We start from the raw sequence: 23,213 nt of genomic DNA, 5'->3' as shown, positions 1-23,213 counted from the left end.
CGGGCGGCCCGGCCCCGCACCTTGCGGGGCCGGGCAGGTCGGGCGGGTGGAGTCAGACGAGGAGCAGGCGGGTGACGAAGACGAGCAGCACCGCGTCGGGGCGCTGCCATACCGTCAGGGGCCAGTCGGTGCCGCCCTGTTCGTGGACCCTCTTCCAGCCGCCTTCCTCAAGGAGGTGGGTCTGCCAGCCGTACTCCTTGACCGTCTCGGGGTGGCTGGCGAAGGAGCCGCTGATGACCTGGCTTTGGGAGGCGTGCTGGGAGTTGACGCCCGTGACTGCGACGGCAAACCGGTGGGCGGAGGCCATCAGGATTTCGCCGATCTTGGTTCCGACCGTCTGCGTGTCCACGTCGGGCAGGGACTTCAGGTAGAGAGCGACCGCGGCGAGCATCGAGATGATGTCGGCGTGGAGCCCCTCGTGTTCGCCGCCGTCGGTGGAGTCGAAGACGAGGGCGTCGAAGTTGGGGTTGTCGTGGTGGCTGCGCGTAATGCGCCAGCCGGTGACCTGCTCAAGGCGGTCGGGGAGCGCGTCGTCGGCGGCGATGACCAGGTACGTGCCGTCGGGCAGGTCGACGTGGATGACGGTCTGGCCGCCGCAGGTCTCGATGTCGCAGTCGAGTCCGACCACGCGTAGCGGTGTGGTGACCGGCTCGTACTGCTGCCACAAGGCCTGCCACTCCGGGCGACTGACACGGCCGTGGTCGGGAAGGGGTGCGATATTCATGCGATCTCCAAGAGGCGGTTTGAACGGTACAGAGTTGTGGCACATTTCGAAACGGGGTGGCGGACTGTATTCCGCCACCCCGCTCTCAACGGCTCACGGCCTTGGCGTCGCCCTGGCTCCGCAACCCAGGTGGCACGCAAGACCGTTCGCATGGGACGGCCAGCAGGTGCAGTGCCCGCAGCGGACCGGGACGGCAACCGCCACCATGACCGGGCGGGCGTCGGCCCAGCTGAACCAGGCCCGCAGGTACTGCAACTCGGCTGCGGCTTGGGCAGCGCGCAGCCCCTCGGCCTCCTCGACCTCGATCGTGATCCAGTTGGCGTGCGCATCGAGGATGTCGGCCATATGCCGGGCCTCCTCGGCGAGCCGGCGGGCCTGATGGACGGCGTGGCGGTCGCGCGTGCGGCCGAGGTGGAACTTGGCACCGCCGAGCTCGGCGAGCAGCTGGTCGGCGAGTTGGTCTCTGGCGTGCTCTCCGAAGCCGAGGCCGTCCAGGTGCGCTTCGGCGCGGGCTTGGTCGTCGCGGTCGGCGATGTCCGCGAACAGGGCACCGGTACCGACGGGGTCCTCGCGCCAGGCGCGGGCGAGGGCGATCAGGACGGGGGTGACTTGCTGGGCGGAGTCAAGGACGAGGCCATTCGGGTGTTCGGGGCGCAGGGTGGGCAGGTGTCCCATGCGGTTCCTCCAAGAGGCGATGTGGGTGTGGTGGTGCGGCAGATCTGCCGGGCGAGTGGCTGGGCTGACCACGGCCGGCGTCGGCCGGTCAGGCCGTACGAGCGGGCTGGACGGCGAGAGGGAAGCCGAGCTCGGCGGCAATCCGCTCGGCGAGGTCGGCGCTGGCCGTGTAGCGGCCGTCCTTGTGCTCACTGGCGGGGATCTTCAGGGCGTGAAACTCGCCGTGCGCTTGGGTGACGGCGAACGGCCAGGCGGCATCGAGAATCCCGATGACCCGCTCGGGCTCGACGACCAGGACGTCACCGTCGCGGATGTCGGCGCGACATTGGGTCGCGTCGTACGCCTCGCTGGTGTCGGCGAATCGGTGGACGGTCGGGCCACTGGCCGGGTCCTCGACGGTGACGACGCCCCCAGCGGTCAGGGTCGTAATGCTCAGCGTCACGCCGAACGACGAGACCTCGGCGATGGCCTTGCCTTCTTCGTACGTGACCTGGAGCTTCCAGCTCCCGTCCAGAACGGTGGCGGTTGCTACCTCTGCAGTCGACTGCTCGCTCACGCGGTTCTCCTTGCGGTATCAGAGGGAGAGGGCCACCCCTCTCTCATTCCTCTTATTCTAGTGGCATTCAAGTGGGGGTCAAGATCGATTTTTTTCGGACGCGTTCCCGTTGCGGGTCTTCTCCCTCCCCTGGCGGGCCAACTGACGGGCCAACAGCCGGGCTGCCTCGACGTCCTCGGGCCGCTCCTGCCTCACCCGCCGCGCCTCGTCGAGGTCCGCCTGGAACCCACGCAGCCAGCCTTGCTCCGTCTCCCGATCCGCCTCCGCCTGCTCACGCTCCCGCGCCGCGCGAGCGGCGCGAGGGTTCGTGCCGCAGGCACGGCAACTCACGGCAGCGACAGGATGCTTGGGGCAGCCACCGCGCTCCCCTGCGGCGGCAGCCGCGGGGGTAGGGGGGGAAGGAAGGACAAAGGAAGAAGAAGGAAGAGAAGGGGTTCCACCGGTGGAACCCAGTGGGTTCCATGGGTGCAACCCAGTGGGTTCCACCGGTGGAACCCTGCCCTCGCCCTCATCAGGGTTCCACCCGTGGAACCCTGCCCCCTTCACACCTTCGCCTGCGGCCAACGCCCGCGCGTCGATGTCCTCGTGCGTCATCGCGGGCCTGGACGGCGCCGCTCGGCGAACCCCGGTGCGAGCCTTGCGCGGGTTCTTCGGCGCCGCGTCGGCCGCCGCGAAGCGGGCGTCCAAGTCGTCATTGGACGGGATCGGCGGTACTCCCTTCGGGAACACCCGGTACACCGCGCGGCGGCCCGCCTTGCCTGTCTCCACGCGCTCTATGAGGCCCTTGGCGACCAGCTCGGTGACGATGGTCGTGCACCGCTTCTCACCGACGCCGACCCACGCCCGCAGTCTGCGTAAGCCCGGCCTGGACAGCCGTGTCTCATCGTCGGCCGAGTCGCAGATCTTCATCAGGGCCAGCTTCTGCCCCTGGGTAACCACGTCATCGGGCAGATAGGCGGCAACGACCATCAGGTGAATGGACAACGGAAGATTCCCTCCACGGCCGTACCGCCGCCCGCCCCGACGGGGCGGGCGGCGGCCGTCCGATCAGGCCTTGAAGGGCCGCACGATGATGGTCCTGGGCGTGGTCTTGGCAGTCCGCTTCTCCGGGACAGCCAGGCCCGCTTCCTTTAAGGTGGCGACCATCCGCCCCTCGTCGGGCACCATCGGCACCGGGATGCCGGCATCTTCGAGCAGGTCGACCATGGCCTCCACATCGATGGCCCACGTTGGATTCCCGCCGCCCCAGGCGAGCTCATTGGCGCCATACGCGCCCGCCGAGGAGGTGTCGATCTTCTTACGGGCGAGGGCCTTGATCCGCTTGCCCTCGGTTTCCAGCGTGTGGCCGTGCACGTAGTCGGCGAGTGTCTGAGTACGGTCGGCGTCGTTGCGGATGAGGATGGTCTGCACGGGCGTGCCGGGCTGCTCGGGACGGCCCCAGCAGGCCGTCATGAACGGGCAGTGGTCGCAGATGCCGTCCAGACCGGGCCCGTCGAAGTCCCGGCGCCCCTCCTCGGGGGTGCTCAGCTCCTGTACGCGCTGCACCCACCAGCGGGCGCGGGTGGCCTCCGTCGGGTCGAAGTCGAACTCCTCGATGTGCTCTTCGCCGTTGTCGCGGTTGACGAATCGGAAGCGGATCCGTGCCACCTCCAGCGGGCCGAACTTGGCCAGGTACCGCTGCCCGCGCACGTTTTCGAAGCCGGCCGTGCGCAGCAGGTCGGCGTACAGGTACACCTGCCGCAGCTCGGCCTCGCTGGGCCCGTAGCGGCGCACCTTGTCCCACAGAAACGTCGACTTCGTCTTGATGTCCTCCACCGTCACGCCGCCGACGGCTGCAACCTTCGGGCGGTGGCGGACGGGGAGGCAGGCTGCGGTCGCCTCGTCGAGCTGTACGACGTCTATGTGGCCTTTGATCGTGTCGTCGGCGACGGCGCGCTCCACCAGCCAGCCGTATTCGCTGCGCGCCGCGCCGAGCAGGCCCTCATGGATGTAGGTGCCCAGAATCGCGGCACGCTTGTCGGAGTCGTTGGTCGGGGCGGTCCCGGCGACGATGTAGGCGGCGCGGCGCTCGCACACCGTGTCCGAGGCGCCGAGCTGCCGTTGCAGGGAACGCGGCCGTCTGGCGTCGACGTCGTGCGCGGCCGTCCACAGCGACGGTATGGATTCCACAGGCTGAGCAGTCATCAGATACTCCAAGGGATGTGGCGCGGGCCAGGCCGTTGGGGCCCGGCCCGCGGGGCAGGTCAGCGTCGGGCGCTGGTCGTCTTGGCGGAGGCACGCTTGGCGGGGGCCTTGCGGACGGGGCGCTTGTCCGGCTCGGCCTCATCGGCAGGCTCGTCGTCGCCCTCCTCGGCCCTGCGCTCGACGACGGCCCGCAGCCGGTCGGCGTCGCTGGCCGGGCCGTGGCCCATCTCCGTGGGCGGGTTCTCGACCTCGGCGACCTTCCGCTCGATCGCTGCGCGGATCGAGACGACCTCAGCGCGGATCAGGCCCGTGTCATCCCCGGCCGCCTCCCACCACAGCTCGCGGAGCAGCTCGACGTCGCGCAGCTCCGCCACGTCGTGTTCGTCCAGCCACGCCTGCACGCGGTCGCCGACCAGAGCGGGCATCTGGCGGGGCTGCGACTCCACCGAGCAGCCGAGCCGTGTGAAGACCAGGTCCTCGATGGTGAAGTCGGGCAGGTCCAGCGGCTTGCCGTCCTCGACGCGCAGCCGCAGCGAGCGGGCTTTGATGACCTGCGGGGCCTGTCCCCGGCGCATCCGCACCCACACGGAGGCGTCGAACGCCAGGTCCTTCTGCGCCTGGACCTTCCACTCCTTCAGGGCGCGGCCGCGGCCGTCCGTGACGGGCTTGCCGTTGTCGTCGATGGCGGTGATCTGCTTGCCCCGGGCTGTGATGATGGCGATGCCGGGGAACGTCTGCAGCAGATGGATGATGTCCAGCCACCGCTCGGTGGCGTCGTTCCACAGGTTCATGCCGACGTCGATCGCGGCGTCCGGATCCTCCTGCAGGGCCTTCGCGTTGCGGTTCCCGCGCCGTGCCCGCTCGTGGGTCCAGGTCTTGAGCATCCGCCACAGCGCAGTGCCCGAGTCGACGGACAGCACCACGGGCGGCTCGCCGGCGGTAGCGGCCCTGCGGGCTTCGAGGTACACGGCCCGGATCTGCTCCAGGATGTCGCGGTAGGTGCCGTCGTGGTCGATGATCTCGTAGTCGGCGCCGGGGATCGCCGCGTACTCGTCGGCGCTGCCCTCCGCCAGGTCGATCCAGTACATCTGGCCGATGAGGTCGGAGGCGGAGAACTCTGCGGCCGAGTAGGTCTTCCCTGCCCCCTCCTCCCCCTCCAGGAGGAGGAGAGGCCACGGCACGATGCCCGTCGGCTTGCGGGTCTTCAGCTTGATGCCCATCTGGGCTGCTCCAAGAGGTTGGTGGTCTCATGCGCGCGCAGGGCCCTCGTCTCGAACCGCGCCGCCCCGTCGGGGTGGCGTTCGATCAAGAGCCGCACGTACCGGCTGCGGAAGTTGTTGTTCAGGCGGAAGGCGTCGCCTTGGGTGGCCTGTCCGTAGCGCCAGCGCAGGAGCTCGAAGAGCATCCCGATGCCGACTCGGCGGAAGCCTTTGGCGATGCAGTCGGCCGTCAGTGCTTCCAGGTGCCGCAGCACCCACGGGTTGAGGGCGTGGAATGCCTCGAACCGCTGCTGGATGGACTGGCCGGGTTCGACATCGGGCTGCTTGACGGGCTGGATGTCGTCCAGGCCGGGCAGTTGCTGCTGATGAACGGGCACGAGACCCCTACGAGTCATAGCACCACTCCAATGGTGTGGCACATCTTTCACGAAGGATCTGCCGCGATCAACCAGGATGCCGCCCCGAAACTCGCACCCGACGGTCGGCGACCGGGCTGCAGGCACAGCGCCTTGCATCGTCCCCCCAAAGGTAAGAGCGGCGCCATCACTCGATGGCGCCGCTCTTATTCTAGCTCCACTCGGGAGGGGAGTCGAGCTACTTTCGCAGGTCAGATGGCATTTGCGGCACGTCCACGCGGGGCAATCACAGAACCGGGGCCGTGGTAGCGGCCCTGCCGTAGCGCCGCCTCGACCTGCGGCACGACCGCCCACACCACAGTGCGGGACCTCGCCTGGATCTCCGGCGCGGCCTTGATCAGTGTGTCAAGGAGCCACAGCGGCGAACCCGACAGCTGGTAGTCCGCCGGCGCGAACCGGCCCTGCCTCACCACCGCCGACAGGTTCTGCTGACTCGACAGGCCGAAGAGCGCCGTCGCCTCCTGCAGACCCAGCAGCGGATGCAGACCCTCCACGCTGCGCGCCCACTCCCCGGGCTCCTGCTCGGCCACGAGCCGCTGCAGCTCCGTCTCGTTCAGCGCCTTGGGCCGCGGCGTCATCTGCCCGAACCCGCGCACGAACGACAGCAGCCAATACGGCGACCCCGACACGATCACCGCACAGTCGTAGTCCAAAACACCTCGCGCCACCCACTGCGTGACCTGCGTCGGCTGCACCCCGTACAGGGCGGCGAACTCCTGCCTGCCGACCAGAAACGGCTTCTTCGCCACCACGGTTCCTCTCCTCACTGGACTGCCCTTAGATTCTAACTGGCGCACTCAGGGACCCCGTCTTCAGCCGCTGTTAGGCCGTGTCTCTCTGATCAGGTCAGGCCCGGGGCGCCCGGCACCGCGGGCTGATCCGAAGGACACGTCCCAGGCGGACTGAATGCGCGGGCAAGGGCGCCGAGCCGGCCGTTGACAGCCGAGTTTCGTAGGCAAACCGTTGTCGGCGCGTCGTTGCCCGGCGGGCCCGTCACCCGCATCCTGACGGTTCAGCACGATCACGATGAAGAGAATGAAGGTTTCCCGCACATGCAGCACATCCCCGACCTCGGAAAGAACTCGCTCGGCAAGCCGGATCCGTGGGCCAAGTTCCGAGGGCTCGCCTGGTGGCAGTTGGTCCTCTCGATCGTGCCGATGCTCCTGATGCCGGTCGGCGGGGCGATAGGCGGGGCCATCGGGGCGGCGGGCCTCTTCGCGAACCTCTCCCTTGCCCGCAAGCCGTTCGGGACGCCGGTCAAGCTCCTGGCGATGCTGGGCGTGGTACTTGCCACTTATCTGGGTTACTTCCTCGTCGTGGGTCTCGTCTACAACCTGATCAAGGGCTGACTCTCCGGCCGGGGCGACGGGCCCGGGGTAACTCGCCCCGTCCCGTGTCCTTCGGATCAGGGCCCGGGGCGTCCGGCCCTGATCCGCCGGCCCGCCGCGCCGACCGCACGTAAGCCGGACCGCCCGCGTCCGACTTGTGGCACAGCCCCATGGTGTGGCCCAGCTCGTGTGCCGCGATCTGTCGACGTTTCCGCCAACGGCGAGGCCGTCACGGCGGCTGCCCACCCGGCTTCGACCGCGAGGCCTACAAGCAACGGGGCACCGTCGAACGCTGCATCAACCGCCTCAAGCAGTGGCAGGGCCTGGCCACACGAACCGACAATTTCGCCATCGCCTATCAGGCCGCGCTCCACCTCGCTGGCATCCTCATCTGGACCCGACACTGACCAAAGAGACAGAACCTAAGCTTGACTCTGTCGGGGATCTTGGAGTTGCCGAGGTCAACGGCCCAGGGTTCGCCAGGACTTTGGCCGGGATATCTCGCGCTGGTCGAGGTAGTGCTGGAAGGCAGTCGGCCGGCGGGGCGTGGGTGCTTCCTCGGTCGGCGGCAGTCCGCTGAGGCGCTCGATGTTGACGGCGATGGCCGTCAGGACGTGCTGAATGTGGGCCTTTCCCTGTCCTCGGTAGCGGCAGCGTCGCATGCCGTGTCCGTGGGCGAACTCGTTGACCGTGCCCTCCACTCCGGAGCGGACCGCGTAGCGGGTCTTCCACTCGGACGTCTGCTGCTCGGTGCGGACGCGGAGTTGCAGGTCGCGGAGCTCTCGCGAGGGAAAGCCCACGGTGCGGGCGCTGTCGGCGGTGGTGGTGCACTGGGTGCGTGCCGGGCAGGGGCGGCATTGGCTCTTGGTGAACCTGGCCACGATCAGCGGGGCCGCGGTGGGTGAGGAGGTCGGGTAGGGGCCGTGCCAGCCCGCGCTGACCTGCCCCTGGGGGCAGGTGACTTGCTGGCGGTCGTAGTCGATGTGGAAGTCGTCCCGGGCGAAGCCCTCGTTGCGGCGGTGCCGGCGGGTGGGGTTGCTCCGGAGGGGCCCGGAGACTATGACCTGGTGTTCACGGGTGGCTTGTTCCAGGTGGGGCAGGGAGGTGTAGCCGGCGTCGACCAGGTGCTCGGCGGGCAGGAGTCCCCGGCGGGAGAGGCGGGTGTGGATGCCGGGCAGGACCTGACTGTCGTGGGTGGTGGCCGCGGTGGTGGCCACGTCCGTGATCACGTTGGGGCCGTCGGGAGCACAGGTCTCGGTCAGGTGAGCGGAGAACCCCTTCCAGCTGATGATGTGTCCGTGCCGTGCGTAGCGGGCCGAGGTGTCGTAGGGAGAGACGACTGCCCGGGACGAGGGCGGCAGTCCGGGCCCGCCTTCCGTTTCGGCGGTGCGCCAGCGCAGGTGTCCTGCGGCGTCACGGTGGTAGTTCTGCACCATGATCTGGCGCAGGGCCTGGATGCGGGGACCGGATGTCCGGTCTGTCCCGTGCCGGTAGAGGTGTTCCAGGAGCCGGACGGCGTCGTTTCCGGTGGCGAGGATTCTGGTCTTGGGCTTGGTGGGGTTCTTGCCCAGGCGGACTGGTCGGCCGTAGCGGCGCCCCCAGTCCTCATCGACCAAGTCGTCCAGCAGGTGAGGGAAGGTACCGGCGACCTCTTCCAGTGCGGCACGGACCGCCTCGGTGATCAGCTCCAGGCGGGTCAGGTCACGCACCGCGGCCAGGACATGGGTGGAGTCGGTGCGCTGTGTGGTGCGCTCGCGCACCAGTCCGGCCTTCTTGAGACGGGCCAGCGCGAGGTCGAGGAGGCGGTCAGCACGATCCCCCTCGGCGAGACGGTCGCGGAAGTCGGCCAGCACGCTGTGATGGAAACCGGGATCGTCCAGCTCCATAGCCATCGCGTACTTGGAGTCGATGCGGCAGCGAACCTCCTCGGCGGCCTGCCGGTCCGACAGACCCAGCAGGAACTGCAGCACACAGACGGTGGCCAGTTGAGCAGGCGAGAGACCTGGACGCCCGTCCCGCGGGTACCAGTCGGCGAAGTCCTCGTGGCACCACAGCCCATCCAGCCGGTCGCACACCCATATCGCCGTCGTGCCGCCCGGGTTGCTCGCCCGCGCGACCTGTGCAGTCAGAGGCGGAACCTGCTCACCGGAACGTGGGCGGAGGGACAACGGGCACCTCGACAGCTACATCGGTCAACGGAACTCCCCGAGCATGCCCGTTGGCCATGCCGCCGCACCGCGAAACTCCAAGATCCCCGACAGAGTCAAGCTAAGTGGCCCTGAAGAGTGGAGTCCGCATCGGTGAAATTAGACTCCGGCCAACTTCAACGCGGGCCGAGCCGGTCGCGGGGGCTTCAGGGGGGGCAAATGGTCTGGTCACGGCTGCGTCGCGGGTGGACGGTGCCCAAGACTCCGCTGCCACGCGTGTGTGGTCATCGGCGGCATGTCGTGCGTACGAAGCGCATCTTGTTCTACACCCCGGTGACACAGCTGGACGCCGTAGCTGCCATGGCTGGAGCTTCGGACCCCGAGGCCCAACGGTGGTTTGGGTGGCGCAACGATCACGTTGTGGCAGATGCCCGCATTCGCCAAGTGCTGGTCGACTTGCGTCCCGGGGTCGACGGTGTGCGCGTGCCCGCTCTGCTGTCGCGACGCTGGCTGACTGAGTCCTTCGAGCCTTCCGCGGGCCGGGTGGAGTTGATGACCGCCGTACGTCTGGACGACGGCAGGTACGCCGGGGGCTTTGAGTTGGTTACCGACACCGGGGAGATCGGTGGGTGGCTTGCTCCCCATGCCCGTGGCCTGGGACTTGGCGTAGAGCTGTTTCAGGCAGCGGCGTTGCTTGGGCATGCCCATACGGGCCTTCAGACCGTGCGTGCTGGTCACGAAGCGGCGAACACCGCGTCCGCTCGAGCGCTGTCCGGCGCCGGCTTCGTCCCGACCGAAGGCCCGCCGCGCCATACCCTGCCGGACGGCCGCGAGATCGAATCCCGCTGGCTGCGGCACCCGGCTCCGGGACTGACCTCCCACTGCCGCGGCTCCGGGATGCCAGTACCTAAGTCTTGTCCCGTAATTGGCTTCGGGTATGCCTGCTGACCTGGCCTGTCTACTTCGTCATCCGGCGAGGGTGAGGTTGTGCAGGCGAGCGATGCCGAGCATGGCGTGGTGGACGCCGTCGCCTTTGAGACGGCAGTCGCGGAGGATCTTCCAGGTCTTCATGCGGGCGAAGGCGTGCTCGACGCGGGCGCGGACCTTGCGGTGCGAGCGATTGTGGTCCTCCTTCCATGTCGGCAGTTCCGCCTGGCCACGTTCGCGGCGGTGCGGGATGACCAGGCCAGTACCCCGGTATCCGCCGTCGGCGATCACCGTCGTGCGGCCGACGGCGGCTTTCGCTCCGGACAGTTCCCATGCCTTGCAGTCGTTGCGGTTGCCCGGCAGTGGCCGGCCGACCGCGACGACCAGCCGGGTGTCGGCGTCGATGACGACCTGGTGGTTCGTCGAGTACCGGTAGTTCTTCGACTGCTCGGCGACCTGATGATCGCGGGTGGGGACCAGGGTGCCGTCCACGATCAGCACGGTGTCCTTGCGGAACCGTTTGCGGGGCTGCAGGGCCAGCGCCGGGGCGAGGTGGTCGACGATCCGGTCGGCTGCGGACTTCGACACCCCGAACAGCGGCGCCAGTTGGCGCAGTGTCAGGTTCGTCCGCCAGTAGGCGGCGACCAGCAGCACCCGGTCCTCCAGCAGCAGGCTCCACGGCCGGCCCTTGCGGACCGGATCCGCGCCCTCGCGCCGCAACGCGGCTATCAGCTTGGCAAACTGACGCGAGCTCAGCCCGGTGAACGGGGCTATCCAAGACGGCTCCGACGCCGTGATCACACCAGCCACACCAAGATCATCCCACCCGTGGCCAGCAGTTACGGGACAAGACTTAGGGAACCCGCGGGGAGTTCCACGGGAGAGGATCTTTGAAGACCGGCAGGTGTCAGCGTTCGCCTGCTGATGGTCCTCCATGCGACGGAAAGGGGCGACGGGCGGCCTGATGAACTTCGTTTGGCCCCCTGTTTGGCTCCCCGAGCACGACAAAGGGCCAATCGCGATCATGCGATTGACCCATTGGCCAGCGTCGGGGTGGCGGGATTTGAACCCACGACCTCTTCGTCCCGAATTAGGCCCTGGCAGATCACCGACCTGGTAATCATGTCAAAGATGCAGGTCAGAGCGTCGGGATGTGTCGGTCTCTGGTGGTGTTCTGGGGACGCTAACTCAAGATCGTCTCCAGGACTTCTCCATCGGCTATGTAGGTCGCTTTGGAGAGCGTTTGTCGCCCGCGTTGGAGAGCACTTGGTGCCTGACAGCGGGCGGAGTGTCGCTGAAAAGTGGAAGCACCGGGAGTCGTTTCGTTGATGGGGGGCTGTCGGAGGGAACTGGCAGTCTGGGCGGCTGCTGATCATGGTCATGCTCGTTGGGGCGCCGGTAAGGACCGTGGCAGTGGCCGCGAACCACGGACCTACTCCGATTGGGGAACGGCCGCGTCCCTGGCCCTCTCCCGCCAGTAGGCGAGGTTGTGCCGGGTGGTGAGGGTGTCAGGGTGGTCGGGGCCCAGCACCCGCTCCCGGTCTGTGAGGAGCTGCTCCTGGGCGGTGGCGGCGGCGGCCGCATCCCCCGCCTGCCCCCGGAACTTGGCGAGGTGGCCCCGGGTGGTGAGGGTGTCGGGGTGGTCGGGGCCCAGCACCCGCTCCCGGTCCGTGAGTAGCTGCTCGAAGGCGGTGGCGGCGCCGGCCGCATCCCCCGCTTCCCCTCGCCAGTAGGCGAGGTTGTGCCGGGTGGTGAGGGTGTCAGGGTGGTCGGGGCCCAGCACCCGCTCCCGGTCCGTGAGTAGCTGCTCGAAGGCGGTGACGGCGCCGGCCGCATCCCCCGCCTCCGCCCGCCAGTAGACGAGGTTGTGCCGGGTGGCGAGGGTGTCAGGGTGGTCGGGCCCCTGCACCCGCTCCCGGTCTGTGAGGAGCTGCTCCAGGGCGGTGACGGCGCCGGCCGCATCCCCCGCCTGCCCCCGGAACTTGGCGAGGTGGCCCCGGGTGGCGAGGGTGTCAGGGTGGTCGGGCCCCTGCACCCGCTCTCGGTCCGTGAGTAGCTGCTCCAGGGCGGTGACGGCGCCGGCCGCATCCCCCGCCTCCCCCCGCCAGTAGACGAGGTTGTGCCGGGTGGCGAGGGTGTCAGGGTGGTCGGGGCCCAGCACCCGCTCCCGGTCTGTGAGTAGCTGCTCCTGGGCGGTGGCGGCGGCGGCCGCATCCCCGAACTCCGCCCGCCAGTAGACGAGGTTGTGCCGGGTGGCGAGGGTGTCAGGGTGGTCGGGTCCCAGCACCCGCTCCCGGTCCGTGAGCAGCTGCTCCAGGGCGGTGACGGCGCCGGCCGCATCCCCCACCTCCCCCCGCCAGTAGACGAGGTTGTGCCGGGTGGCGAGGGTGTCAGGGTGGTCGGGGCCCAGCACCCGCTCCCGGTCCGTGAGCAGCTGCTCCAGGGCGGTGGCGGCGCCGGCCGCATCCCCCGCCTCCGCCCGCCAGTAGGCGAGGTTGTGCCGGGTGGTGAGGGTGTCAGGGTGGTCGGGGCCCAGCACCCGCTCCCGGTCTGTGAGTAGCTGCTCCAGGGCGGTGGCGGCGGCGGCCGCATCCCCCGCCTGGCCCCGGAACTTGGCGAGGTGGCCCCGGGTGGTAAGGGTGTCAGGGTGGTCGGGGCCCAGCACCCGCTCCCGGTCTGTGAGGAGCTGCTCCTGGGCGGTGGCGGCGGCGGCCGCATCCCCCGCCTGCCCCCGGAACTTGGCGAGGTGGCCCCGGGTGGTGAGGGTGTCGGGGTGGTCGGGGCCCAGCACCCGCTCCCGGTCCGTGAGTAGCTGCTCGAAGGCGGTGGCGGCGCCGGCCGCATCCCCCGCTTCCCCTCGCCAGTAGGCGAGGTTGTGCCGGGTGGTGAGGGTGTCAGGGTGGTCGGGGCCCAGCACCCGCTCCCGGTCCGTGAGTAGCTGCTCGAAGGCGGTGACGGCGCCGGCCGCATCCCCCACCTCCCCCCGCCAGTAGGCGAGGTCGTTCCGGGTGGTGAGGGTGTCAGGGTGGTCGGGCCCCAGATGATGCTGGGTGGTGTTGGCCAAGTACTCGAAGTGGTGAAGGGCGGCAGCGACCTGGCCAGCCTCACCGAGGCTCCGGCCGGTGCGGCAAAGCACAAGGTGGGCATCGGCCTGGTAGAGGGCGTCTTCGGCGTGGAGGGTGAGCACTTCGGCACTGGCGCGCAGGGCCTGGGCGAGAGTGGTGTCGCGTTCAATCACGGGCCAGGCGGCGATCAGGGCGTCAGCGGCCGTCCGGGCGAGTTGGTCGTGCTGGTTTATGGGAAGAGGTTCGCGGACGGCGCGTTGGAGGAGCTGGTGGACGCGGACCGAGCGGTGTGGGCTGCTCGGGGTGTGGTCGATCAGGCTCAGGCGGTGCAGCGCACGCAGCGCCTGTATGGCGTCTGGGGCCGTGATCTCTGCAGGATGTGCCTGTGCTGGGGCAGCGGTTTGGTGCTGGGCGAGGTGGTTGAGGGCTGGTGGAGTGGTCAGGACGGCGGCGGGGATGCCGTTGGGGTCGAGCATTGCGGCGAGCTGCAGCATGGGGCGGGCCAGACCCGTCGGCGGTAGTTGATCGGCGTATTCAATGGACAGGGACCAGGCAGCGGCGACGGTGGCGGCCTGGTCGTCGGGCAGCCCGAAGCGGTCGGGCAGCACGTCAGTGAGGGTGTGGACGCGGTCGGCCAGCCGCTGTCTGTAGGCGGCGCAGTCCAGGCCGGTGTCGAGGAGGTAGGTGGCGACCTGGGACAGTGCCAGCGGCAGGTATCCCAGGTCGTCGGCGAGGCCAGCGAGCTGGTCGGTGGGCTCGTGGCGGTCGTGCACGACCAAGGCGGTGGTGAGGTAGGCGGTCGCCTCGTCCTCCGTGAATAGGCCCACCGGCACCAGTCGACGGCCACGACCGGTGAGAGCGGCGTCGCGGCGGCGCGTGGTGACGAGGGTGCGGCCGCAGGGGCTGGCAGGGGGCCACAAGTCGCGCAGGTCGGCGGGGTCCGCGAGGTCGTCCAGCACAACCAGCCAGCGGCGCTCGGTGCCGGGCTTGGGCTCCAGCCATGCCAGGAACGCGCGCGCGGCGGGCTCCGGGGTGGCGGGGTCGGCGCCGAGTATCTCGGCTGCGGCCTGGGCGTAGCCGGTGACGACCGCGTCGCGGGTGGCTGCGGTGACCCATACCAGCAGGTCCAGCTGCTCGGCCTGCCACAGGGTGCGAGCGTGGTGGGCGGCGAGCTGGGTTTTACCGACTCCGCCGAGGCCGGTCAGTACCTGGCCGAGGACCACGGTGCCCCCGCTGTCCACCGCGTGCTCCAGTTGCTGGGCGGTGGCTCGGTCCTGGAAGCAGTCGGCTTGCCGGGGCAGCACGCCGACCTGGTGCGGCCAGGCTATTGGGGGGCGCGGTGCGGCGTGAAAGTCGACCCTGTCGGCTTGCCCGACGGCGATGCTGTGATCGCTGGCGATGGCACTTCCCGGTACATGGGAGGAGCGAGGTGCCGGGTCGGGGAGTGGGCTGGGGCTGGCCGGTCCGCTCAGTGCTTGGGCGGATCCGGCGTCGGAGGGGGGCCAATGTGCGCACCCCCGTGGATGTCCCAGGCCGCGATCGAGCCTTTCTCGGCGCGGACGTTCACGTTCCTTCCCGCGGCCACCCCGCCCGGCCCGGCTGTCACTCGGATCTCTGGGACGTGCTTGGCCAGCAGACCACGCAGTTGGTCGGCTGCCTGGTCGCGCTCTCCCTCGTCCAAACTCTCCAGCATGGCCTCGATACGGGCCTGCCAGGAGGCCTCCTGACTGATCCGCGCCAGCTCTGCCTGGGCCGGGTCGGTGGTCTGCAGGGCTGTCGCGGTCTGGTCGAGACGTTCTAGTTCTGCCTGCTCTCGCTGGGCGTTGCCCCGCCCGAACCAGCGCGCTACTGCCTGCCGGAACCCGTTCCACGCATCCGTTCCCGCAGCCTGCACCACCGCAGTGCCGCCAGCCGCAGCCAGCGCCGCTAGCGCCTCCACCAGCATCTCCGGCCTCCTCACCTGGACACTTCTCTTAAACCGTAACGCCGCATGGGACGCCCCGCATGGGCGTCGCGGACAGTCGCCGTTGGGCGCCTTCGGCGCGAGATTCGCCAACGCGCGAGGAAGCCGGGCGCAAGTGCCGAGGCGCTTCCGAAACTCGGCAACACGCTTTTGTCGGTTGCGGTATCGGCGCCGACTCACAAACGCTGCTGCCTATCGACGACAATGCCACTCCGTGGAGGCGTCGCAGGCCCGCGTTGTGGGTTCCCTGCGTCTGCCATCCGCGCGCGCCACCCTGTGTCGCGGCTGACGGTCAGTAGGCAAGAAAGACCGAGACCTTCGCATTACGAGCTGTCCGGGCTTGTTCCTCAGCGATCCGGGGAAGTCCGCCAATGAGCTCACCTCGCAGGTCAGGTGACATGCCGGACGTCTGTGGACGAGTACAGACGATGCCGGATTAGCCAGCAATCGAGACTAGAACTGAGACTGGCCCCAGCCATCACCAGGGGGCAGACGGCGTGCCATCAGGATCGAGCCCATACGGCCACAGTCCATCTCCATCTGTCCCGGAACTCTTCCGCATACGGGCGAGTCGGTCCACAGCGGCACTGTTTCCGGCATTTGCAGCCTCCCTGGCGGTCAGCTCGGCTCCCTCCCGATCTCCGACCTTCTCCAGCAGTAAGCAGTGTGGAGCCGGGGCATCCTCGTTGCCGGCGTCTGCAGCCTGTCGCAGAAGCCGCTCAGCCCCCTTCAAATCTCCGGCCTCCTCCTGCATCCGCGCAAGAGAGGGCAGGGCGTGGGGATTGCCAGCCTGGACGGCTTGCTCAGCGACTTGTTTTGCCCCGATCCGATCGCCGGCCACGTAGCGCAGTTCGGCGATTAGAACCATGGCGAATATGTTGCCAGCGTCGGCGGCCTTCCGTAGGTGCTCCTCCCCGTCCCGCAGGATCTTCTCGGCGGCCCAGGGGTTCTCTACGAACTCCAGCGCTTCCTTAGTCGAGCGCAGTCCGACAATCGACTCCAAGACCTTGGTGTCGCCAGCATCGGCAGCCTGCCGAGCAAGCCGCTCGGCCCCTTCTCTATCCCCGGTGTGCTCCCGTACTTCAGCAAGCTTGGCTAGAACCTCAGTGTTGCCAGCGGCGGCAGCCTCTCCGGCAAGGCGCTCGGCCCCCTCTCTATCCCCCACCTCCTCCCGCAATACGGCGAGCTCGGCCAGAGCTACGGCGCTGCCAGCATCGGCAGCCTTTTGCCATAGCTGGTAGGACCAGAAGATGCGATGGCGCGCTTGGGCCGCTTCTGCGAGGCGAGAAAGGTCGGGCTGGGTGAGGTGGTCATGCGCGGCTTCCCAGAACGAGGTCGGAGGGCACATACGTTTCGCGATGTCGCGGCCGTGTTGTTCGAGGTAGTCCGTCAGCCGGTAAGCGGGCCCGAGCGCCGTGTTGCCCTGGGGGGTGAGGGGTTGAGTGGGGCGCGAGCGGATGCGGCGCAGAGGGGCGAGGTTGCCATGGACGGCCTGAGTGACCTCGGTGAGTGCCTGTTCCAGCCAGTTGTCGTCGAGGGTGTCGTATTCGTCGCTGGTCAGGTAGTCAGTGGCCGCGTGCTCAAGGAACGTCAGGGGCAAGTGGAGGCCGACGTCGAGACGGCGCGCGTCCATCGCCGCCCGCAGGAGGGCTCTGGCTGGCGGGGATGCGGTTTGGTAGCGGCGCACCAGTTCTGGCGCTCCCGCCAGGAACTGCGCCAAGCGCCCCTCACCCATGTGATCCAGAGCGTGCGCGAGCTGACGATCTCCCGCCATGGCAAGAGCCCTCGCGTCTGCGATTGCGGCCGTATCAAAGCTTTCAGGCAACGCGAGTTGCCGACCGGCCAGTAGCTCCCGCACGCGCGGGTACCGGTCTTCCACGTCCGGGCGGGGCAGTGCGGTGTAGGTGGTGGCGTACTCGGGCCACAAGGTACCTAGGACCAATACCGGACCCCGCGCCGGGTCAGTGAGGAGGGCATGCAGGGAAGCGGCAATGCGTTCGCCCAATCCGCCACCGGCGCCAAGATAGTGCTGGGTCTCGTTCAGCCACACCACAGTGCGCGGCCCTACGCGCTCGATGTCGGCCAGCACCGCTTCGGCCCGGGTGGGATCGAATGGATGCCATAGCCTCCAGCCGTGCTTGCCCAGCGGCTGTACGGCCTCCCAGCAGGCACGGGTCTTGCCCGTCGAGGACGAACCGACCAGCACCACCATCTGCGTGCATCCCTGCGTCGTGGCATCGACGATGGCAGACAGTTCCTCATCGTGCCTACGGGCCACATACGACGGCAGCGGGGAATGCCGCCCCCGCCCGATCGCACCACCCGGTCCTCGGCCGTATGCATCACGCTTTGGAACTTCGGCCGCGGGATGCACTTCCAGGTCATGTGGATCGCAGTCCGCGATCGGTCTTCCCAGTGCGCTGCCTGAACCGTGAGGCAGCCCACTTGCAGTGGCCAGCAAGTCCAGCAAGGGGCGGACTTCTAAGGGCTGTCCCGTAATCCCCGGCGGGCGCACGACGACAGCTACGGCACCTCGCCGCGTTGTCGGATCGCCCGAATACACCCAGTATGAGGACGACCCTCCGCCTTGCGATGCACCGCATCTGACGCCGCGCGCTGATCCACCGGGGATTACGGGACAGCCCTTAGGCGGAGGACACGCGCCAACGCGCCCACCGTCTGCGCAGTAGGCGAAGGCGCGGTGTTACTGAGTGCCTGGCTGACCGAAGTGCGGCCCAGGTTGGCACGACGCGCGAGTTCAGTCTGGTTCAACCCCAGCACGACCCGACTGGCCTCTAGTTGGGCGCGCAGTTCCGCCAGTGCGGCTGCCGGATCCTGGAAATGGCTCGTCCCCATGCTGCCCCCTGCGCTGAACCGCTGTTCGCCATCGTTCATCTTCGACCGCGCGAACCACGGCGAACACTGGATCCACAAGATTCGGCATTACGACAACACTCGCCGCACCTAGGGAAACTGACACCATGTCTGACCGAATCGCCCTGATCCTGCTTGCGTGCGTCTTGGCCTTCGTGGTCGCCGTCATCGTCGGGACGGGCGCTGGCTACCTAGCCCGCCGCGACCATGCCACCTATCCCACCGCGTTGGCTCGCGCCGCCGTAGCCTTCGCCGCGACCCTCAACCTCGCTGCCGCGCTCAGTACAACCCTGGTCGCACTTTCTCATCAGCCATGGCCGTCGAGGATCGTTCGAGTGCGTCAGCAGTGTGGCGCTTTACCTGCTTCCGCCCGTGTGGGTGCCACGGGGAAGGCGACCAGGAACCTTCGCATCGGACGAATCTGCCGGATCGCGCACCTGCATACCGAGGGACCGAGGGCAGCGACAGAAGTGCCGCTCCGGCGCGGGGCGTCACGAGGGCGGAAACCAGATGCAGTGGTCGGAATGGTGGCGGTTAGTTTGCCTGGGCTTCCGCCGCGATCTTGAGACCGAGCCGCGGACGACCCTCGCTGAGTCGATAAGGTGATCTACCGAGGGAACTGCAGAACACCGTGATCCTTCAGGGTAGAGCTATCCCATGCCATCAAAATGGAAGACCCCACTGTCCCCCCTTCTTGCGAACTTCGCGGCGCTGGTCACCGTTTCCGGACTTGCATTGTTCGCCTTCCTTTCATATTTTTACGAAAGGTTCTATCGATCATTCGGAATTTCGCCTGCGAGCGTAGGAATCGGTTATGCCGAGACGATGTCTCGGTCATGGGGGTTCATCGCTCTCGCGGTCCTCTACTGTCTAGCATTCGCATTGGTCCTTGCGCTATTTGCCTCGGTCCGCAAAGTATTGCGCCTGATCAGCCTAGAGAGTCTAGCGGCACAGCTAAGCAGATTTTCAAAGGGAAAGGAAAAGGGGGCGAGTGAACAGGGCCAACAGCAGAAGAAAAACGAAAGCCGGACGGAGGCGCAGGCGCAAGGCCGGAAGCGGGGGCAGCGGCGGAGGCGGACTCAGATCCAGGAGCGGAAGCGGGAGCAGAAAAGGGGACAGGAGCAGAGACAGGAGGAAGCCCAGAAGGAGGAGAAGGGGCAATGGTTAAAGCTCCTAAATAGTGTGGCGGAAGCATATTCTAGAATGCTTGTTGCGACATTGCTCTTCTATGGCATTACTTTCTTGGTGGGCATTCTATTTATTGCGCCGATCTTGATGACCGAGACGGTCGATAATCGAGTATGGAATGTTAAACACGGTGGAGGCGCGGGGCCCGTAACGCTGGGTCCATTTACGCTATTGGACGTCTCTGCGCATCCGGTTAAAAGAATCTACGTCACGAAGGATAGCGGGATTCCTGAAGATATTTCCAGGCGCCATCTCGTATATCTAGGCACAACAACTACCGGAGTCGCGATCGTTTATGACACCGAGTGTGCATGCACCACAATGCTCCCGTCGGTCAAGGTGGCTCTGGGCATGAATTGACGGCAACGCCTCCCGGACAAGAAACGTCCGCAGGCCTCGAACCGCCCTGCTCTCGCCGAGCCCGTTCCTCTGCGGTCAGACCGCACCCATCGGGATACCTCATGCTTCCGGCATAGCCGAGACGCCGTCGGAGCGTGGGAACCCCTCCTCAACAGCCCGGAACTCTGACGTGCGGCACCAAAGTAGAACCGGTGGAGTGCGAAATCACGCACAGAAGCCGGTTCGCCGATTTCGCGCCACTGAAGCCTATCGACCGTAGAGCAGACTTTCGCGAAAATGGTCGGCGTCAATAGCCGAGATCCTCAGTTAAATCCCGGCATCCATATTGGAAGGCGCAACGGACGGCCTTTACGTGCGGGGCGGGCCGTCTGCCCCCTGGTAAAGGCGTCCTCGGGCGCCTTCCAAGAGACGGACGCTCACAGGGCTCGCCACTGGGCGGCGGCCGGTGCGCGAGCGAAGCGAGCCCAAAAACCCGCGGCCGGAGGTCGCTCCTTCTTACCCGGCCGCATGGGAACTGAGGGTTGTTCCGTAAGAGGAACGGCCTGCGACGCGGGGTCCGACAGGAAGGGCTTTGCTCAAGCCGCGAACCGAAGCCTCACTGGAGCTGGCGTACGGTCAGCAAATCCGTGATCTGCTGGCCGTGCCGCCCGCTGCGCAAGCCACCCTGAAACCCGAGGCCCGCCATTCACTGCCGATCCCTCTCGGACGGTGCGAACATGCACAAATTCGTGCGCGAGGTAGTACCGCTGAAGCCCCACGTTCGTCGTCCAGGCATCCAGGCGAAGCCACCCTGCGCCCGCACGATGTGCACGGTCGCCGGCCCAGTCGAGCAGTCGGCCCCCGAGGTCCTGCCCCGCGTAGTCACGAGCAATGGTGAGCTTGTTGACGAACATCGACGGCTCGGTCAGTTCGTCCTCCGTCCACAGCCCCGCTTGGCGTCAGGAGTGAGCGTGATCGTGCCAGCGGTCGTGTGTCCGTCCCTGAGCATGAACACAGTGCCCGCCTCGATCGTGGCCAACAGCTTGTCGGCGGGATACGGACGACCCCACTGGTCAGACCCCAGATCGCGCAACCAGGCTGCCGCTTCCTCTCGAAAGGCAAGCAGTTTGGCCACATCGTGCGGTTCTGCAGGAGTGATGATCACGAGTTCTCGCTTCGGGCAGACAGGTCGCCGACCTCGTAGTTCATGCGGTTCAGGTCCCCTCGGAACGTCGTGATCGTGCACCGGATCGGACGGTCTGCCGAGTAGCCGGTACGCGTCCAGAGCATCACAGGCACGCCAGCTCCGATCTCCAGTAGCCGGGCTTCCTCCGGCGTGGGCATCCGAGCAGCGATCTCATCGAAGTACCCAACCTGCTCGATACCTCGCGATGCGAGATAGCGAGTCGTGCCCTCTTCGATGTCTCCCGGCTCGGCCAGTCGCGGAGACGCTTGGGAGTGATACATGATGCGCTGGAGGGCGTAGATGCCACCCAGGCGTACGTCGAGCTTGTCCTCGCCCAGGTTGGTCACTGCCGCGGTGTATCGATCGGTGATCTGACCTTCTTTAGCAAGCGCCCTGTCCTGACGGGCGTTGTCGTTCGCCTGGCGGTTCTGCACGTTCGAATACCACAGGCCAGCGACAGCCACGAATGAGGCGACGAGGACGGCAAGCACGCTCTAGGCTTGAGCCCTCCAAGAGGTCAAGGCCCCCACTGGGCAGTGGGGGTCTTGGTCGTTTCCGGGGCCGTCTCAGCCCTGTGGGTTCTGGTAGTCGGGCGGCGCCGCCCAGCCCAGCATCCACCCGAAGCGGCGGCTGAGGTGCAGCTCTGCCAGACGGAACACCGTGTAGTAGGCCATGGCGAACCCTGCTGTCATCAGCGACACCAGCTCGGGACCGTCCAGGTGCACGCCCAGGCGCAGCGCCTGGGTGATCAGCCAACCGGCGACGACCGGACCGAAGGTCCGCACCACCGACAGCAGATAGTTGTAAAGCACTCTCACTCCCTTGATTGGCGGGCGATCGCAGCGGTCGCCCAGAACATGGCCTCTTCGAGACGGAACATCGCCGCCTGCTTCTCCGCGCCGGCGGGCAGTTCCGCGTGCAGCATCAGCGCCAGCACCAGGCACCCGGACCGAATGTCCTCGTGGGCCTGGCGGCGCTCGGCGGTCTCGGCCGGATGGAACGTGAACCGCCGAATGACGTCTGCGGCATCCACCGGGTTCTCACTTACGGCCGTAGGCGAGGATGAAGAGGAACGCCCAGCCGTGCGGTCCGATCGCCACATCGTGCGGCTTGCCCTTGGCGCGGAACTGCGGGTGCGCATCGAAGAAGCGGCCCACACCGGCCTCTGTGCGCGGGCCGTACGTGTCCGACAGGTCCGCTTCCTTGATGGGCAGGAACCCGGCGGCGCGCAGTGCCTTCTGCAGCGGTTTCGCCGACGGGCTGCTCTTGCCGGGCGCGAGCCGGGCCGGGAACGCCGGCGGAACGTACGCGGGCTTGGACGGTTTCGGCTTGGGCGTCGATCCGGTTCCGCTGGACGAAGGCCCGGCCCAGGCACGGAGCGCGGCCTTGTCCGTGAAGTTGCCGACGTTCGTGTCGATCGGGGTGCTGGTGTACTGGTGGAAACGCCACGACGCCTTGATGCCGGGGTGCCCGGGCTTGCCGTTGTAATGGGCGATCCACAGGCCGTCACCCGCGAACGAGGTCGTGTCGCGGTTGGTCCAGAAGTCGTAGTTGCAGTAGAGGATCACCCGGTGACCGGGCGCCTTCTTCTGGACGTAGCGGATCCAGCCGTCCTTCTGGGCGCAACTCACCCCTGGGTCTTCCCAGTCGAGGGCGAGAATGTCGCCGGCGCGAAGTGTGATCTTCGACAGGAAGTAGTCGGCTTGCTTGGTTACGTCGCCAGGCCGGATGAAGTGGTAGAAGCCGGTGACCAGGCCGGCATCGCGGGCAGTCTTGCGCTCCGCGACCCACTTCGGATTCGTATAGGTGGTGCCCTCGGTGATCTTGATGAACGCGAAATCGAGTCCGCGAGTGCTGTAGTCGGTCGCCTGGTACGAGGCGACGTCGACTCCTCTTACTGTCATCGGGCGCGTACTGCCTTCTCCCCCGCGCCTGAATCGATGATGTCGTTCTTCGTCCTGCGGCCCGCCTCCTACGGGCTGGCACCGCGCGATGCCTGCCATAGCTGGAGTGCGTAGACCACTAGAGGGGCGACGAACGCGGAGATGATCAGGCGGCGGTTTGTGGTCTGATGAGCCTGGTCCTCTTCGCGCTGCCGCTGCGCGGCGGTGAGATCGCGCTCCAGGATCTCCAGACGCTGGAGCACGGTGCGCTGGTCGGCCCGATAGACGTCTTCTGTGACGACCTGGTCCAAGCGCCCGGCCAGCGCGGCGAGGTCGGCACGCAGGTCAACACGGAGTTGGGCGATCCCGCCGCGCTGGTCCTCACGCAACTGCGCCATGGCGCGGTGCAGTTCCCACAGGGTGGGCTCGGCACTCGGCGGCTGTGTCACCGCGCACTCCTTGGATAGGCGTGCCCCGCGCCGTCCATGAGTCTACGGGCATGCGAGGACGCGCCGTCAGGTTGCGACGGCTGCCGCGC

General features: G+C 67.4%; 21 protein-coding genes and 3 pseudogenes. 4 read left to right on the top strand and 20 right to left on the bottom strand.

Annotated features, from left to right (window positions below):
- Positions 1–52 precede the first annotated feature (52 nt).
- From ABZX90_RS41495 to ABZX90_RS41460, 8 genes are all read right to left on the bottom strand, one after another.
- The gene (locus tag ABZX90_RS41495; protein ID WP_355213461.1) at positions 53–724 is read right to left on the bottom strand and encodes a hypothetical protein; all 672 of its coding nucleotides are present in this window, start codon (positions 722–724) and stop codon (positions 53–55) included.
- Positions 725–817: 93 nt separating this feature from the next.
- On the bottom strand, positions 818–1,399 hold the full coding sequence (locus ABZX90_RS41490; RefSeq protein ID WP_355213460.1) for a hypothetical protein: 582 nt from the start codon (positions 1,397–1,399) through the stop codon (positions 818–820).
- 88 nt (positions 1,400–1,487) lie between these two features.
- The gene (locus ABZX90_RS41485) at positions 1,488–1,955 is read right to left on the bottom strand and encodes a hypothetical protein (RefSeq protein ID WP_355213459.1); all 468 of its coding nucleotides are present in this window, start codon (positions 1,953–1,955) and stop codon (positions 1,488–1,490) included.
- A gap of 78 nt (positions 1,956–2,033) precedes the next feature.
- On the bottom strand, positions 2,034–2,939 hold the full coding sequence (locus ABZX90_RS41480; RefSeq protein ID WP_355213458.1) for a hypothetical protein: 906 nt from the start codon (positions 2,937–2,939) through the stop codon (positions 2,034–2,036).
- Positions 2,940–3,002: 63 nt separating this feature from the next.
- Positions 3,003–4,139 (bottom strand): hypothetical protein, encoded by a 1,137-nt coding sequence (locus ABZX90_RS41475; protein WP_355213457.1) that lies wholly within the window; start codon positions 4,137–4,139, stop codon positions 3,003–3,005.
- Between the two features lie 59 nt (positions 4,140–4,198).
- Positions 4,199–5,359 (bottom strand): AAA family ATPase, encoded by a 1,161-nt coding sequence (locus ABZX90_RS41470; protein ID WP_355213456.1) that lies wholly within the window; start codon positions 5,357–5,359, stop codon positions 4,199–4,201.
- Positions 5,344–5,754: a hypothetical protein gene (locus tag ABZX90_RS41465; protein WP_355213455.1), complete on the bottom strand. Its 411-nt coding sequence runs from the start codon at positions 5,752–5,754 to the stop codon at positions 5,344–5,346. The genes ABZX90_RS41470 and ABZX90_RS41465 overlap by 16 nt, the downstream gene beginning before the upstream one ends.
- Positions 5,755–5,966: 212 nt before the next feature.
- On the bottom strand, positions 5,967–6,527 hold the full coding sequence (locus ABZX90_RS41460) for a hypothetical protein (RefSeq protein WP_355213454.1): 561 nt from the start codon (positions 6,525–6,527) through the stop codon (positions 5,967–5,969).
- A gap of 300 nt (positions 6,528–6,827) precedes the next feature.
- Here ABZX90_RS41460 and ABZX90_RS41455 point away from each other — a divergent pair, with 300 nt between their 5' ends.
- Complete coding sequence (locus tag ABZX90_RS41455) at positions 6,828–7,124, top strand: hypothetical protein (RefSeq protein ID WP_355213453.1); 297 nt, start codon at positions 6,828–6,830, stop codon at positions 7,122–7,124.
- 191 nt (positions 7,125–7,315) lie between these two features.
- Positions 7,316–7,510 (top strand): annotated as a pseudogene (locus tag ABZX90_RS41450) (IS5/IS1182 family transposase); the annotation flags it as partial.
- 54 nt (positions 7,511–7,564) lie between these two features.
- On the opposite strand, the gene ABZX90_RS41445 reads toward ABZX90_RS41450, so the two are convergent.
- On the bottom strand, positions 7,565–9,271 hold the full coding sequence (locus ABZX90_RS41445; RefSeq protein WP_355213452.1) for an IS1182 family transposase: 1,707 nt from the start codon (positions 9,269–9,271) through the stop codon (positions 7,565–7,567).
- A gap of 198 nt (positions 9,272–9,469) precedes the next feature.
- Here ABZX90_RS41445 and ABZX90_RS41440 point away from each other — a divergent pair, with 198 nt between their 5' ends.
- Positions 9,470–10,198, top strand: coding sequence for a GNAT family protein (locus ABZX90_RS41440; protein ID WP_355213451.1), 729 nt, complete (start codon positions 9,470–9,472; stop codon positions 10,196–10,198).
- A gap of 18 nt (positions 10,199–10,216) precedes the next feature.
- Here ABZX90_RS41440 and ABZX90_RS41435 read toward each other — a convergent pair whose 3' ends face one another.
- The 5 genes from ABZX90_RS41435 to ABZX90_RS41415 form a co-directional block, all read right to left on the bottom strand.
- A complete protein-coding gene (locus ABZX90_RS41435) occupies positions 10,217–10,987 on the bottom strand; it encodes a transposase (RefSeq protein WP_355213450.1) in 771 nt (256 codons plus the stop codon).
- Between the two features lie 622 nt (positions 10,988–11,609).
- Complete coding sequence (locus ABZX90_RS41430; RefSeq protein WP_355213449.1) at positions 11,610–14,546, bottom strand: tetratricopeptide repeat protein; 2,937 nt, start codon at positions 14,544–14,546, stop codon at positions 11,610–11,612.
- A 164-nt stretch (positions 14,547–14,710) separates the two neighbouring features.
- Positions 14,711–15,187 carry a hypothetical protein gene (locus ABZX90_RS41425; RefSeq protein ID WP_355213448.1) on the bottom strand — a complete coding sequence of 159 codons (477 nt, stop codon included), beginning with the start codon at positions 15,185–15,187 and terminating at the stop codon, positions 14,711–14,713.
- A gap of 496 nt (positions 15,188–15,683) precedes the next feature.
- On the bottom strand, positions 15,684–17,417 hold the full coding sequence (locus ABZX90_RS41420) for a hypothetical protein (RefSeq protein WP_355213447.1): 1,734 nt from the start codon (positions 17,415–17,417) through the stop codon (positions 15,684–15,686).
- Positions 17,418–17,836: 419 nt separating this feature from the next.
- Positions 17,837–18,061, bottom strand: coding sequence for a helix-turn-helix transcriptional regulator (locus ABZX90_RS41415; RefSeq protein ID WP_355213475.1), 225 nt, complete (start codon positions 18,059–18,061; stop codon positions 17,837–17,839).
- A gap of 675 nt (positions 18,062–18,736) precedes the next feature.
- Between ABZX90_RS41415 and ABZX90_RS41410 the strand changes: the two genes are divergently transcribed.
- On the top strand, positions 18,737–19,627 hold the full coding sequence (locus ABZX90_RS41410) for a hypothetical protein (RefSeq protein ID WP_355213446.1): 891 nt from the start codon (positions 18,737–18,739) through the stop codon (positions 19,625–19,627).
- Positions 19,628–20,202: 575 nt separating this feature from the next.
- Here ABZX90_RS41410 and ABZX90_RS41405 read toward each other — a convergent pair.
- From ABZX90_RS41405 to ABZX90_RS41380, 6 genes and pseudogenes are all read right to left on the bottom strand, one after another.
- A pseudogene (locus ABZX90_RS41405) lies at positions 20,203–20,771 on the bottom strand (GNAT family N-acetyltransferase).
- Positions 20,768–21,055: pseudogene (locus tag ABZX90_RS41400) on the bottom strand (UTRA domain-containing protein); the annotation flags it as partial. The pseudogenes ABZX90_RS41405 and ABZX90_RS41400, both read right to left, overlap by 4 nt.
- A gap of 303 nt (positions 21,056–21,358) precedes the next feature.
- A complete protein-coding gene (locus ABZX90_RS41395; protein ID WP_355213445.1) occupies positions 21,359–21,604 on the bottom strand; it encodes a hypothetical protein in 246 nt (81 codons plus the stop codon).
- A 2-nt stretch (positions 21,605–21,606) separates the two neighbouring features.
- On the bottom strand, positions 21,607–21,825 hold the full coding sequence (locus ABZX90_RS41390) for a hypothetical protein (protein WP_355213444.1): 219 nt from the start codon (positions 21,823–21,825) through the stop codon (positions 21,607–21,609).
- Between the two features lie 7 nt (positions 21,826–21,832).
- The gene (locus tag ABZX90_RS41385) at positions 21,833–22,696 is read right to left on the bottom strand and encodes a glycoside hydrolase family 25 protein (protein WP_355213443.1); all 864 of its coding nucleotides are present in this window, start codon (positions 22,694–22,696) and stop codon (positions 21,833–21,835) included.
- 68 nt (positions 22,697–22,764) lie between these two features.
- On the bottom strand, positions 22,765–23,124 hold the full coding sequence (locus ABZX90_RS41380; protein ID WP_355213442.1) for a hypothetical protein: 360 nt from the start codon (positions 23,122–23,124) through the stop codon (positions 22,765–22,767).
- Positions 23,125–23,213 lie beyond the last annotated feature (89 nt).

Source organism: Streptomyces sp. NPDC002935 (genome assembly GCF_040611295.1).
Taxonomy (GTDB): domain Bacteria; phylum Actinomycetota; class Actinomycetes; order Streptomycetales; family Streptomycetaceae; genus Streptomyces.
Note: the sequence above shows the minus strand (reverse complement) of the source record. Positions and strands in the feature narration are given on the sequence as shown.